We start from the raw sequence: 13,196 nt of genomic DNA, 5'->3' as shown, positions 1-13,196 counted from the left end.
TAGCAGTGAACGGTTTTTCTAGTAATTGCTAACGGACAACACCGTTATGTTGAACTTGAGCAATTAACAATTATGTTAATTGGAACAAGGGTGGAACCACGAATTCAACACTCGTCCCTTTTTACGGGATGAGTGTTTTTTATTTTGAGAAAAAGAGGAGTGACCAGTGATGGCAGATGTAGTTAAAATTACTTTCCCTGATGGAGCTGTGAAGGAGTTTCCAAAAGGCGTAACAACTGAAGAAATCGCAGCTTCTATTAGCCCAGGCTTAAAGAAAAAAGCTGTAGCTGGAAAATTAAACGATGAGATGATCGATCTTGTTACACCAATCGAAGAAGATGGTGCAGTTTCTATCATTACATTAGATTCTGAAGATGGCCTATATATTTTACGCCATTCAACAGCCCACCTTTTAGCACAAGCGTTAAAACGTTTATATAAAGATGTTAAGGTTGAGCTCGGCATTGGTCCAGTAATTGAAAATGGCTTCTACTACGATATTGATATGGAAGAAGCAATTACAGTTGAAGACTTCAAGAAAATCGAAAAAGAAATGCAAAAAATCGTGAACGAGAACTTAGAAATCGTTCGTCATGAAGTACCACGTGCAGAAGCAATTCGTCGCTTTGAAGAAATCGGCGATGAGTTAAAATTAGATTTAATTAACGATCTTCCAGAAGATGCAGTTATTTCAATCTATGAGCAAGGCGAATTCTTCGACCTTTGTCGTGGTGTTCACCTTCCATCTACAGGGAAAATTAAAGTGTTTAAATTATTAAGCGTTGCAGGTGCTTACTGGCGCGGCGATAGCAATAATAAAATGCTACAACGTATTTACGGTACTGCATTCGTTAAAAAAGCGGAATTAGATGAGCACTTACGTATGCTTGAAGAAGCGAAAGAGCGCGATCACCGTAAATTAGGTAAAGAATTAAAACTATTTACTAATAGCCAAAAAGTAGGACAAGGTTTACCACTTTGGTTACCAAAGGGTGCAACAATTCGTCGTATTATCGAGCGTTATATCGTTGATAAAGAAGCAAGCTTAGGCTATGATCACGTATATACTCCAGTACTAGGAAGCAGAGAGCTTTATGAAACTTCTGGTCACTGGAACCACTACCGTGATGGCATGTTCCCATCAATGGAAATGGATAACGAAGAATTAGTTCTTCGTCCAATGAACTGTCCTCATCATATGATGGTTTATAAAAATGATATTCACAGCTACCGTGAATTACCAATCCGTATTGCGGAACTTGGAACAATGCACCGTTATGAAATGTCAGGTGCGTTATCTGGATTACAACGTGTACGCGGAATGACTTTAAACGATGCGCATATTTTCGTTCGTCCAGATCAAATTAAAGAAGAGTTAAAACGTGTTGTAAACTTAACTCTAGAAGTGTACAAAGATTTCGGTTTAGAGAACTACTCATTCCGTCTATCTTACCGCGACCCAGCAGATACTAAAAAGTATTATGCGGATGATGAGATGTGGGAAAAAGCACAAGGTATGTTAAAAGAAGCTATGGATGAAATGGGTCTTGATTACTATGAAGCTGAAGGTGAAGCGGCATTCTACGGTCCAAAACTTGACGTTCAAGTTCGTACTGCTCTTGGAAAAGACGAAACACTTTCAACTGTACAATTAGACTTCTTGCTTCCAGAACGCTTTGAATTATCATACGTTGGTGAAGACGGTAAACAACATCGTCCAGTTGTAATTCACCGTGGTGTTGTATCAACTATGGAACGTTTTGTAGCCTTCTTAATTGAAGAATACAAAGGTGCATTCCCAACATGGTTAGCTCCAGTTCAAGTACAAGTAATTCCAGTTTCTCCGCAAGTACATTTAGACTATGCGAAGAAAGTACAAGACGAATTGCGTCGTGCTGGTATCCGTGTTGAATTAGACACTCGTGAAGAGAAGATCGGTTACAAAATCCGTGAAGCACAAATGCAAAAAATTCCGTACATGCTTGTAGTAGGTGACAATGAAGTAACTGAAAACGGCGTAAACGTACGTAAATATGGTGAACAAAAATCAGAAACAATCGCATTAGATGCTTTTGTTGACATGATTAAAGTAGAAGGAAAACGATAAGAAAAAGCCGCGGTATACCGCGGCTTTTTTATGTAATATACTTGAGAAAAATTAGAAAAAATAACCATGTAACACTTATCATAAAAAAGTATTGCAAGTATGTTAGTTGTTTGTTACAATATTTCTTGTTGTTAGTAAAACACATCGCGTCTTCTTGACAGACGTCATGTCCTATGATAAACTCATCAAGGATAATAGAATATTGTTTTGTGGAACAAGTAGAAGCACCCGCTTCTCACCTGATGGACGCATTCGCAGTTAACAGGTAAATGTATTTCTTACTTAAGATTTTACAAGTGTGGGTGTCGTATGCCCGCACTTTTTTTGTTCGGGTTCTATGACTACAAAATATGTTCTGAGAAAACCTTGGAGGTGGCTTACTATTAGCAAGGATATGATGATTAACGAGCAAATTCGTGCACGTGAAGTACGTTTAGTTGGCGCAAATGGCGATCAACTTGGAATCAAGTCTCGTAATGACGCTTTAGACTTAGCTGCAAATCTTAATCTTGATTTAGTATTAGTTGCTCCAAATGCGAAACCGCCAGTATGCCGCATTATGGACTACGGTAAATTCCGCTTTGAGCAACAGAAGAAAGAAAAAGAGCAGCGCAAAAATCAAAAAGTAATTAGCATGAAAGAAGTTCGTTTAAGTCCAACAATTGATGAACACGACTTTAACACAAAACTTCGTAATGCTATCAAGTTTTTAGAGAAAGGCGACAAGGTTAAAGCATCAATTCGCTTTAAAGGACGTGCCATTACTCATAAAGAAATCGGTCAACGTGTTTTAGATCGCTTCTCAGAAGCTTGTGCTGAAGTTAGCACAGTTGAATCTAAGCCTAAAATGGAAGGACGCAGTATGTTCTTAGTTTTAGCACCGAAAAACGATAAGTAATAGATAGAGGAGGAAATACCTATGCCTAAACAAAAAACTCATCGCGGCGCTGCAAAGCGTTTCAAAAAGACTGGATCAGGTAAACTGAAACGTTCTCACGCTTACACAAGCCATTTATTCGCTAACAAATCTACAAAAGCTAAACGTAAACTACGTAAAGCTGGTGTAGTAAGCGCTGGTGACTTCAAACGCATTCGTCAAATGCTTGACAACTTAAAATAAGTTCGGCTGATATATAGAACAATTAGGAGGTAATATTATGCCAAGAGTAAAAGGTGGTACAGTTACTCGTCAACGTCGTAAAAAAGTAATTAAATTAGCAAAAGGTTACTACGGTTCAAAAAATACATTATTCAAGGTTGCTAACCAACAGGTTATGAAATCTCTAATGTATGCATTCCGTGACCGCCGTCAAAAGAAACGTGACTTCCGTAAATTATGGATTACACGTATCAACGCAGCAGCTCGTATGAATGGTCTTTCTTACAGCCGCTTAATGCACGGTCTTAAAAATGCTGGCATCGAAGTTAACCGCAAGATGCTTGCTGACTTAGCTGTTCATGACGAAAAAGCTTTCGCTGAATTAGCAACAGTTGCAAAAAACAACATTAACTAATTAATTAGTTGAAACCTTAGAAGAATTTTCTTCTAAGGTTTTTTTATTTGTATTCAAATAGAAGTTAGAAGTGAAAGAAATTCTAAAGATTAACGGCTATGTTGTTATCAATATGACAAAATCAATATAAAAGTTATAGCAGTATAGAAGAATATACATATGAAGTCAGGAGAATACTCCTGGCTTTTTTCAATTCTGCTCGTTTGGAAAGAAGAGTATCTTTCCTAGCTGAAACGACACTGCTATAATGGAAAGATGATATGGAACTTTCATCAGATGAACAATTTAAGAGCGATGACTGAAACGTATTTGTAAATTAAGGACAAGCTATTTTATAAAGAGTTAGATAGCTGACTTATTCATAAGAACTGAAACATAATAATGAACTTTGAGATGAAACAACATTGTTGCGTAAAATGCGATGTTGGAGGAGGACAATAGAATGGACTTACTACAACTATTTAAATTACAAAAAGAATTAGATGACCGTATTGCAAAAGAACATGACTTACAACCGAAAAAATTGTTAAAAGAAAAAATGCTAGCTCTTCTTGTAGAAATTGGAGAACTTGCAAATGAAACACGTTGTTTTAAATATTGGAGCAACAAACCAGCATCAGAACGTGAAGTAATATTAGAAGAATACGTAGATGGTTTGCATTTTATTTTATCAATCGGAATTGATTTAGGTATTGATAAAAACTTCCTATTCTATAAATGTGCACAGACGAATAAAACACAAGTGGAAATTTTCTTAGACACATATGCGAAAGTAATTCGTTTTACAGATCAACCATCTATTACAAACTATATTGAATTATTTACGAGCTATCTTCGACTTGGACAAGCACTTGAATTTGAACAAGAAGAGATTGAAAAAGCATATTTAGATAAAAATGAAGTAAATCATCAGCGTCAAACACAAGGATACTAATTTAATTTTTGAATATTTCAATTTAATTATTGTATAATGAATTGACTGAAGAAAAAGGAGGGTGTTGGCAATGACAAAATTAGACGCGACATTGACAATGCTAAAAGAATTAACAGATGCACGTGGTATTGCTGGTAATGAGCGTGAACCACGTGAAGTAATGAAGAAATATATTGAGCCGTTTGCGGACGAACTTTCTACTGATAATTTAGGGAGTTTAGTTGCGAAAAAAGTAGGGGAAGAAAACGGCCCGAAAATTATGGTTGCAGGTCATTTAGATGAAGTTGGATTTATGATTACACAAATCGATGACAAAGGTTTCCTTCGCTTCCAAACGGTTGGTGGCTGGTGGTCACAAGTTATGCTTGCGCAACGCGTGACGATTGTAACGCGTAAAGGAGATGTAACAGGTGTAATTGGTTCAAAACCACCGCACATTTTACCTCCAGAAGCTCGTAAAAAGCCAGTTGAAATTAAAGACATGTTCATCGATATCGGTGCTTCTAGCCAAGAAGAAGCGATGGAGTGGGGCGTACGACCAGGAGATCAAGTTGTACCTTACTTTGAATTCCAAGTGATGAAGAATGAAAAAATGTTACTTGCAAAAGCATGGGATAACCGAATCGGTTGTGCAATTGCAATTGACGTATTAAAACAATTAAAAGATGAAAAGCATCCAAATGTTGTATATGGCGTTGGAACTGTACAAGAAGAAGTTGGTCTTCGTGGCGCAAAAACATCTGCGAATTATATTAAACCAGATATCGCGTTCGCAGTAGATGTTGGTATCGCTGGAGATACACCGGGTGTAACGTCAAAAGAAGCACAAAGTAAAATGGGCGATGGACCACAAATCATTTTATATGATGCTTCTGTTATTGGACATACAGGTTTACGTGATTTCGTAGTTGATGTTGCTGATGAATTACAAATCCCGTATCAATATGATTCAGTAGCAGGCGGAGGAACGGATGCGGGTGCGATTCACATTGCTGTAAATGGTATTCCTTCTATGGCAATTACAATTGCAACGCGCTATATCCATTCTCATGCGGCAATGTTACATCGTGATGATTATGAAAATGCAGTGAAGTTAATTGTAGAAGTTATTAAACGTCTTGATAAAGAGGCTGTACATAACATTACATTTAATTAATAGAAAAAGCGAAGGAGCTTCTCCTTCGCTTTTTTATGTTTTAAAAAGGCCTTTCTAATCCTGCAGCAGTATGAGCCCCTAAAATAATTAAACGAGTTAATTGCATCGCCATAAAATGCGGGGTATATATCATCCCTCTTTTTAGCCATGACATAATCATTCCTAGGTGGGCACCAGTAACATAACTAATGAGAATATCGCGTGGAACCATTAGTTTTTCATCGTTAGGTTGTGAAATAGAGAGGCTTAATGTTAAATGCGTTTGAATTGCTTTCATCATCTTATACGTATAGTTTCCAGCAGCTTTATCACCAAGCATGACGTTATAGAAGTTAGTGTTTTCTGCAATATGTTCGAACAAGGCCAAAAAACTTGGATGTGGCGAATCAAATGTTAGTTGGAAATCTTCTTTATTTCTATTTCTCGGTTTAATTACTTCAGTTAGCTTTTCTAACATTTCTTCAATGCTTTTGTCTAGTAAGTCATATTTATCGTGGTAATGGCTATAAAATGTAGCGCGGTTTACAGGAGCGCGTTCTGCGATATGTTGCACAGTAACATTTTCAAAACCTTTTTCGCCTACTAAAGCGACAAAAGCATCCTGTATGAGTTGTCTCGTCCGTTTTACACGTGGATCATTTGTATTTTTAATAGACATTTTTATTTCCCCTCGTTTAATTTTCTATACTTAAACAACATATTGGTATTATATTGTTGTTTAAACGACATTTCATACGTAAATTGTCGGTTGTAGATTCAAAATAATTATTTATAATTATAAACGATAGTCCTTCAGAAATCAGCACCGCTCGCAGGTAGAGAAGTTTCGATTTACGCTGCAGATGGTGTGATTTTTTTGTTAAAAGGTTAATATAATTAACAATTAAACAATCTAAACAATAAGGACATAAATAGTTTAGAAAAAAATTATATGCGATATAAGGAGAGGAATGCAATGAATCAGTTTCGAAGAATGGTAATTATCAACATTATCACATTAATTGTACTAGTTGGCGGCGGTATTGGCGGTTATTACTATTACAATCAAACGGAAAATTACTTAAAAACAGACAATGCAAAGATTGATGGAAAGGTAATTCCGGTTGCTTCACCAGTAGCAGGTAAACTAACTGACTGGAAAGCTGAAGTAGGAAAAAATTATAATGAGAACGATAAATTAGGTACTGTTACTGTAGCGGCAGCTAATGGAGAACAAACAGTAGATGTAACAATTCCACAAAATGCAACAGTTGTACAATCAAACGCGACAACAAATGCTTTCGTTGGAGCGGGTAGCCCGATTGCTTATGCATTTGATATGAACAATTTATGGGTAACAGCAAACATTGAAGAAACAGATGTTGATGATGTTCAAAAAGGTCAAGATGTAGATGTGTATGTAGATGCATACCCAGATACAACGTTAACAGGAAAAGTAGAACAAGTTGGCTTAACAACAGCGAATACATTCTCTATGTTGCCATCAAGCAACGCAACAGCGAACTATACGAAAGTAACACAAGTAGTACCAGTTAAAATTTCTTTAGATCATAGCAAATCAGTAAATATTGTTCCTGGCATGAATGTGACAGTTCGTATTCATAAGTAAGGGGGAGATGAGATGTCCTCAATTGTAATTGCAGGATATGCACTATTTTGTATAATCGTCTTCTTCCTTGTAAATCGTCTTTTACGAAAGAAAAAAACGAAAATGGGAGAAGAACAAGTCCCAGCCGTAAGTAAAATAGAAGTAAGTAAAGTTGAAACAGAAGAGAAAGAAATTGAACGAAAGCAAGAATCGGAAATTTCTAATGTAGTTGAGTTAGAAACAGGAAAGCAAGAAGAAGTAAAACAAGAAAAAGAAGTGCCGAAAAAACAAATGTCTATGCCTGTAGAGAATGTGAACGTAAAAGCAGTTGTAGCTGTATTAATTCTCGGCATGTTCGTTTCTATTTTAAACCAAACAATCATTAACGTTGCATTACCTCCGTTAATGAATGAATTTAATGTATCAACTTCAACAGCACAATGGTTAATTACAGGCTTCATGCTTGTAAATGGTATTTTAGTACCGATTAGTGCCTTTTTAGTTTCACGATTTACGTATCGTAAATTATTTGTAGCAGCAATGTTATTCTTCACGGTAGGATCTATCATTTGTGCTACTTCAGGAAACTTTACAATGATGATGACAGGTCGCGTAATTCAAGCAGTTGGTGCGGGTATTTTAATGCCGGTTGGTATGAATATCTTCATGACGTTATTCCCGCCTCATAAACGCGGAGCGGCGATGGGATTACTAGGTGTAGCGATGATTTTAGCACCAGCTATCGGACCAACTGTAACAGGTTGGGTGATTGAAAACTATAGCTGGAACTTAATGTTCTATGCGATGTTTATTATTGGTTTAATTATTACGTTCCTATCTTTAAAATTCTTTACACTAGCTCAGCCGGTGTCTAAAACGAAATTAGATATATTCGGTGTGGTTAGTTCAAGTATTGGACTAGGAAGCTTATTGTACGGATTTAGTGAAGCTGGAAATAATAGTTGGACTAGTGCAGAAGTCATTATTTCACTTGTTATCGGTGTAATTGGTTTAGCGTTATTTATTTGGAGAGAGTTAACAACGGACAATAAAATGCTTGATTTACAAGTATTTAAATATCCAGTATTTACTTTTACTTTAGTAATTAATGCAATCGTTACGATGGCATTATTCGGAGGTATGTTATTGCTTCCAGTATATCTGCAAAACATTCGTGGCTTTACGCCAATTGAATCTGGTTTACTACTTCTTCCAGGATCATTAATTATGGGGATCATGGGACCAGTAGCGGGTAAATTATTCGATAAATATGGTATTCGTCCATTAGCGATAATTGGATTGGCAATTACGACGTATGCGACATATGAATTTACAAAATTATCGATGGATACGCCGTATAGCGTTATTATGACGGATTACATTATACGTTCAATTGGTATGTCATTCATTATGATGCCAATTATGACAGCTGGTATGAACGCGCTGCCGATGAAATTAATTTCTCACGGTACAGCAACGCAAAATACGTCAAGACAAGTAGCGGGTTCAATCGGAACAGCTATTTTAATTACACTTATGACGCAACAAACGACTGCTCACGTAGCTGATTACGGCAACGTGTTAACAACATCAAACCCAATTTTAGTTGATAAAGTACACGGCATGGGTCAAAGCTTAGCGGCCTTAGCTGGATCAGCTCAAGCAGGAGACGCGATGAGCACACAACTATTATATGGACAAATTTCAAAGCTATCTGCAATTAACGGTATTAACGATGCCTTCTTAATCGCAACGATACTAGCAGGTATCGCTTGGGTGTTATCGTTCTTCTTACAATCAGGCAATAAACCAAATAGAAAAGCAGGGAATTAATTTCCCTGCTTTTTTGTCTTTTTAAAGAGTGAGATATAAAAAATGATAACCAGTTACGGAGCACAGCCCTGCTAGAAACAAAATTATCCCCATAGAACAAATACTCGATATTTGCCTGCTGCTTATAATAGCTAATAGTCCAGCTAAAGAGAAGAAGCACCAATATAAAGTTCCCGAAATTGGAACCATCCCCTCTAAATCTATTCCAGAACCTATACAAACGATAGGAACAACGATAAGTAATATGCTAATTAAACCAGCTATAATAGTGAGTGATTTATGATATTTAATACCATAAATAATTAAAAAAATACCAACGATAAATGCGCATAACATTAAAGTAAGAGCTAAAATCATCCAAGTTAATATTCCAAACACTTCTGTATTACCTCCGATTTGTAGGTTGCTAAAAAATATTATATATAGAATGAATCACCTACAGACATGAGCTCCCAGAAGATAACACCTAATATTCCAATGGTAAAAATAATGAATCCCATATTACGTATACTTTTAATTTTGGCTTGTACTCCACTTACCCCTGCTAATAATCCAGTTAAAGAAAATAGGGTCCAGTAAAGAGCAGTTGGAATCGGGAAAATTGTATCGATATGAATCCCTACACTTAAAAGAACAAAAGGTAGTGTGACAAAGGATAGGCTAAGTAGCCCCATTAAACCAACGAGTAATTTCCGATATTTAATCCCCGTTACTATTAAAAAAATACCACCAGCAATCCCGCATAGTAAGAGAAGTGGCGTGAAAAGCATCCAAATAATACTGAACATATGTAAACTCCTTTATGTGAATTAAGTTATATTTTACTACATGAGGTTTATTTTGGATATTATTAATGAGTATATATAAATTGAAGGAAATGGGTAATAACGATACGGATTATCAAAAACGCTAACCGCAGAAGAGTTTGAAGTTATGATAAAAGAGTAAAGAGAGGTATCGCGATGATACCTCTTTTTAACTCAAGAATGCCAACATGTTATTCATAATATGAAATAACATAGCTGGAATAATGGACTTTGTTTTTTTACATAAAATGGCCATTAATAATCCCATAAAGAAAGTAATTACCATTACCCCAAGTGAGTATGTATGAGCGATACCGAAGAAGAAACTTGTTACGATGGCTGCAATCCAAAATGGAAAGCGTTCTGAGAAGAAGCGAAGTATAAAACCACGGAAAATAAGTTCTTCAAAAATGGGTGTGAGTATTGCAAAGCTGAGAAGTAATAATATTTGATATTGTTTAAAGACGTCTAAGCTTAGTGCGGAAGATTGCTGCTTTGTTGCGTCTTGGAACACATAATTTAACAAGATGTAATTGAGTATGATGTTGATAACGAAGAAAAGAAGTAAGTATACGTATGTGCGCCATTCTTTCAGTGTTTTAAAGTTAAAAGATTTTAGTAGTAATTTTTTTGCGGGTTCGAATTTAAAAATGAAGAATAACAATACAGCTAGTTGTAATACGGTATTTGCAGTATTTGCAATAGATTCATACAGGGCAACTTGTTTTTTATCTGTAAGACCTGCTGTATAAATTGTTAATGGCATTGCGAGGAACATAGTAATAAGTCCAGTTCCAAAAAAGGCGAATAAAACAGAGCTAATAAATTGTCCCCATGACATCGAGTGTTTTTGTTCATTAGAAAGCTGTGTAGCGGGTTGCATTTGTAAAATCACCTCTTTTATATTTGTATATTTAATTATAAAGTAAGATGTTTTTGAATGTAACATTTAAATATTACATATAAAGTGAAACTTTAATCATTGGGGAGGTTCATCCCCCACTGATTATCAGCCCTCACCAATCGGGCTTTTACGGGCAGTTGATTCTCCACCTAACTTCCTCGTCTTTGCTGAATTTCGAGGTGGGGGTCTTACTGCTCGTTAATGCGGGATAAAGGTTTATTTTCCATAAAATAATAAAAGAGGTATCACCCTGTAGTGATGCCTCTTTCTCATTGATAACTATGTTCTGTCTTGTTATTCAATTTTGCTTGCTCTATTTGCAATTCACGCTCTACCAATCGATCTAATTGCTGAATTGCTTTAAGTGCTTTTTCATAAGAAATTGTTCGATAATGATGCGCTCCGCCCGGTTCTTCATCTGCTTCGTCTGCCCATTTAATAATATTTTGAAGAGATGTTCTTTCAATTTCTTGTTCCACTAAGAAAGAATCTGTATGAAGAAGAATTGCAATAGAAATTTCTTTTGCTAGTTTTGGATGTTCTCCTAATCTAATAAGTAATTTATGTGCTCTTTCAGCGCCTTTAATTGCATGGATATCATTCTTTTTATATAAGTCATAATCCCATTTGCCGCCTGTGTACCACGTATGATGTCCGATATCATGAAGGAAGCCAGCTTTTGTGGCAGCATCGACTGAGGCGTGATGCTTTTTGGCTAGGTGAAATGCATGGTAAGCGACAGCGATCGCGTGGACCATTCCAGAACGGTTTACGTATTTTTGTGTAATGTGGTGTTTAAAAATTTGTTCAAGCGTAATACGGTGCATAAAACATTCACTCCTTTTATCTTATGGTGTATATGAAGAAAAATCGATCGGTTTAAATGTATTTTGAACATTGTACTCCATCATAGTTCGTTAGTAAAGTAGAAATGTTTAGGAGAAGAAAAAATTTTTCTGCAAAAAAATCACCTTAGCTTATGCAAAGGTGATTTTCAAATTGCTTATTTTTTTAATCCTTGCTCTAGTGTTTCTAACATTTCGTGTTTTTCATTTTCATCAGCGTTTTTCCAAATGACTTCAAATAAAACGCCAAGACCTGGAAGCATTTTTTCTTCACCGCTTTGAATTGCATCGACGATTGTTTCTTGTAATTGATCTTGTGAATTTCCAGATACATTCGCTAATACGGCACCGCGTAAATTAAAACTCATTGCTTTCACCTCTTCTTCAGAATTGAAACTGACGTTAGTTTTTGTTCTTTTTTATGTAAATATGTATGAAAAATAGGCTATAATGATAAGACAAGAAGAGAGGGAAATACATATTATGAAAAACATTGATTCAGTACAAAATCCGCGTGTAAAGCAGTGGAAAAAGCTGCAAACGAAAAAAGAACGCGATAAAAAAGGTTTATTTTTTGTAGAAGGATTCCACTTAGTCGAGGAAGCTTTGAAGACAGGAATTGTAACAGAACTTATCGTTTCAGATCAGACAGACCTTCCGAAAGATTGGACAGTTAATGATGTGGAAATGTACATCGTACCTGAGGCGATTGTAAAAATACTTCGTGAAACAGAAACGACGCAAGGTGTATTTGCTGTTTGTGAGAAGCATGAGAAAGAAGTAGCTCTTACTGATGGGAAATTCCTTTTATTAGATGGCCTGCAAGACCCAGGTAATTTAGGAACAATTATTCGTACAGCTGATGCAGCTGGTATTCACGCCGTTGTGCTTGGAGAAGGTTGTGTTGATGTTTACAATAGTAAAGTACTCCGCTCTACACAAGGCTCTATTTTCCACTTACCAATTGTAAAAGGGAACTTAGAAGAATGGGTAGACAAGTTAAAAGAAAATAACGTTCCTGTATATGGAACAGCTCTTGAAAATGGAGTTCCGTATGGTGAAGTAACGCCGGCTGGCAGTTTTGCATTAATTGTAGGAAATGAAGGAAATGGCGTACGCCAAGAAATTCTTGCAAAAACGGATCAAAACTTGTATATTCCGATTTACGGCGGGGCAGAATCATTAAATGTTGCGGTTGCAGCAGGGATTTTAACGTATTATTTGCAAAGCCCGGTTGCGAACAAATAAAAAACTTCTTATAATAAGTTGAAGTACATTATATTAAAAGTTAAATAACGAAAAACGTTGATAGAGAAGAGTAGCTTACAAAATCGCCATATAGGGAGAGAATGTCGTAGACTGAAAGCATTCTTATGGTAGACGAAAGTGAATTCACCTCTGGAGTTGACGCCAGGACCATGTATATGTAAAGGCGTTCCGGTCAGAATTGATCGTTATAACTAATGAGTGGGCAGACATGTTCTGTCAATTTAGGGTGGTACCGCGAAT

At 36.2% G+C, this 13,196-nt stretch carries 15 protein-coding genes and 3 other annotated features (2 of these 18 running past the window's edge); of the genes, 9 read left to right on the top strand and 6 right to left on the bottom strand.

Annotated elements, in window-relative coordinates; all coding sequences use genetic code 11:
• Window positions 1-122: a binding site (T-box leader), on the top strand (it extends 107 nt beyond the left edge of the window).
• Window positions 123-169: 47 nt separating this feature from the next.
• From thrS to MHH55_RS17190, 6 genes are all read left to right on the top strand, one after another.
• The gene (gene thrS, locus MHH55_RS17215) at window positions 170-2,107 is read left to right on the top strand and encodes a threonine--tRNA ligase (RefSeq protein ID WP_000786083.1); all 1,938 of its coding nucleotides are present in this window, start codon (window positions 170-172) and stop codon (window positions 2,105-2,107) included.
• 210 nt (window positions 2,108-2,317) lie between these two features.
• Window positions 2,318-2,438 (top strand) — a sequence feature (ribosomal protein L20 leader region).
• A 63-nt stretch (window positions 2,439-2,501) separates the two neighbouring features.
• Window positions 2,502-3,005 carry a translation initiation factor IF-3 gene (infC, locus tag MHH55_RS17210; protein ID WP_000973215.1) on the top strand — a complete coding sequence of 168 codons (504 nt, stop codon included), beginning with the start codon at window positions 2,502-2,504 and terminating at the stop codon, window positions 3,003-3,005.
• 21 nt (window positions 3,006-3,026) lie between these two features.
• Complete coding sequence (rpmI, locus tag MHH55_RS17205; protein WP_001125945.1) at window positions 3,027-3,227, top strand: 50S ribosomal protein L35; 201 nt, start codon at window positions 3,027-3,029, stop codon at window positions 3,225-3,227.
• Window positions 3,228-3,264: 37 nt separating this feature from the next.
• A complete protein-coding gene (gene rplT, locus MHH55_RS17200; protein WP_001138362.1) occupies window positions 3,265-3,621 on the top strand; it encodes a 50S ribosomal protein L20 in 357 nt (118 codons plus the stop codon).
• Window positions 3,622-4,063: 442 nt separating this feature from the next.
• Window positions 4,064-4,555, top strand: coding sequence for a dUTP diphosphatase (locus tag MHH55_RS17195; protein ID WP_000365050.1), 492 nt, complete (start codon window positions 4,064-4,066; stop codon window positions 4,553-4,555).
• A gap of 70 nt (window positions 4,556-4,625) precedes the next feature.
• The gene (locus MHH55_RS17190; RefSeq protein WP_000163555.1) at window positions 4,626-5,711 is read left to right on the top strand and encodes a M42 family metallopeptidase; all 1,086 of its coding nucleotides are present in this window, start codon (window positions 4,626-4,628) and stop codon (window positions 5,709-5,711) included.
• A 40-nt stretch (window positions 5,712-5,751) separates the two neighbouring features.
• On the opposite strand, the gene MHH55_RS17185 is transcribed toward MHH55_RS17190, so the two are convergent.
• Window positions 5,752-6,369, bottom strand: coding sequence for a TetR/AcrR family transcriptional regulator (locus tag MHH55_RS17185; RefSeq protein ID WP_000023672.1), 618 nt, complete (start codon window positions 6,367-6,369; stop codon window positions 5,752-5,754).
• Window positions 6,370-6,666: 297 nt separating this feature from the next.
• Between MHH55_RS17185 and MHH55_RS17180 the strand changes: the two genes are divergently transcribed.
• Both MHH55_RS17180 and MHH55_RS17175 read left to right on the top strand, forming a co-directional pair.
• The gene (locus MHH55_RS17180; RefSeq protein ID WP_001071419.1) at window positions 6,667-7,320 is read left to right on the top strand and encodes an HlyD family secretion protein; all 654 of its coding nucleotides are present in this window, start codon (window positions 6,667-6,669) and stop codon (window positions 7,318-7,320) included.
• A gap of 12 nt (window positions 7,321-7,332) precedes the next feature.
• Window positions 7,333-9,132: a DHA2 family efflux MFS transporter permease subunit gene (locus tag MHH55_RS17175; RefSeq protein ID WP_078187114.1), complete on the top strand. Its 1,800-nt coding sequence runs from the start codon at window positions 7,333-7,335 to the stop codon at window positions 9,130-9,132.
• 21 nt (window positions 9,133-9,153) lie between these two features.
• Here MHH55_RS17175 and MHH55_RS17170 read toward each other — a convergent pair whose 3' ends face one another.
• From MHH55_RS17170 to sspI, 5 genes are all read right to left on the bottom strand, one after another.
• Window positions 9,154-9,510: an ammonia permease gene (locus MHH55_RS17170; protein WP_078187113.1), complete on the bottom strand. Its 357-nt coding sequence runs from the start codon at window positions 9,508-9,510 to the stop codon at window positions 9,154-9,156.
• A gap of 38 nt (window positions 9,511-9,548) precedes the next feature.
• Window positions 9,549-9,920, bottom strand: coding sequence for a hypothetical protein (locus MHH55_RS17165; protein WP_000491395.1), 372 nt, complete (start codon window positions 9,918-9,920; stop codon window positions 9,549-9,551).
• Window positions 9,921-10,107: 187 nt separating this feature from the next.
• The gene (locus tag MHH55_RS17160; protein WP_001182107.1) at window positions 10,108-10,821 is read right to left on the bottom strand and encodes a CPBP family intramembrane glutamic endopeptidase; all 714 of its coding nucleotides are present in this window, start codon (window positions 10,819-10,821) and stop codon (window positions 10,108-10,110) included.
• Between the two features lie 290 nt (window positions 10,822-11,111).
• Window positions 11,112-11,669, bottom strand: coding sequence for an HD domain-containing protein (locus MHH55_RS17155; RefSeq protein WP_000554800.1), 558 nt, complete (start codon window positions 11,667-11,669; stop codon window positions 11,112-11,114).
• Window positions 11,670-11,845: 176 nt separating this feature from the next.
• Window positions 11,846-12,055, bottom strand: coding sequence for a small acid-soluble spore protein SspI (sspI, locus tag MHH55_RS17150; protein ID WP_000009509.1), 210 nt, complete (start codon window positions 12,053-12,055; stop codon window positions 11,846-11,848).
• A gap of 82 nt (window positions 12,056-12,137) precedes the next feature.
• Here sspI and MHH55_RS17145 point away from each other — a divergent pair, with 82 nt between their 5' ends.
• Window positions 12,138-12,935 (top strand): TrmH family RNA methyltransferase, encoded by a 798-nt coding sequence (locus MHH55_RS17145; protein WP_002026395.1) that lies wholly within the window; start codon window positions 12,138-12,140, stop codon window positions 12,933-12,935.
• 48 nt (window positions 12,936-12,983) lie between these two features.
• Window positions 12,984-13,196 (top strand) — a binding site (T-box leader) (it continues 16 nt past the right edge of the window).

Source organism: Bacillus sp. FSL K6-2944, assembly GCF_038005385.1.
Lineage (GTDB): Bacteria > Bacillota > Bacilli > Bacillales > Bacillaceae_G > Bacillus_A > Bacillus_A cereus.
The sequence above is the reverse complement of the archived record's forward strand: the minus strand, read 5'-3'. Positions and strand labels throughout refer to the sequence as shown.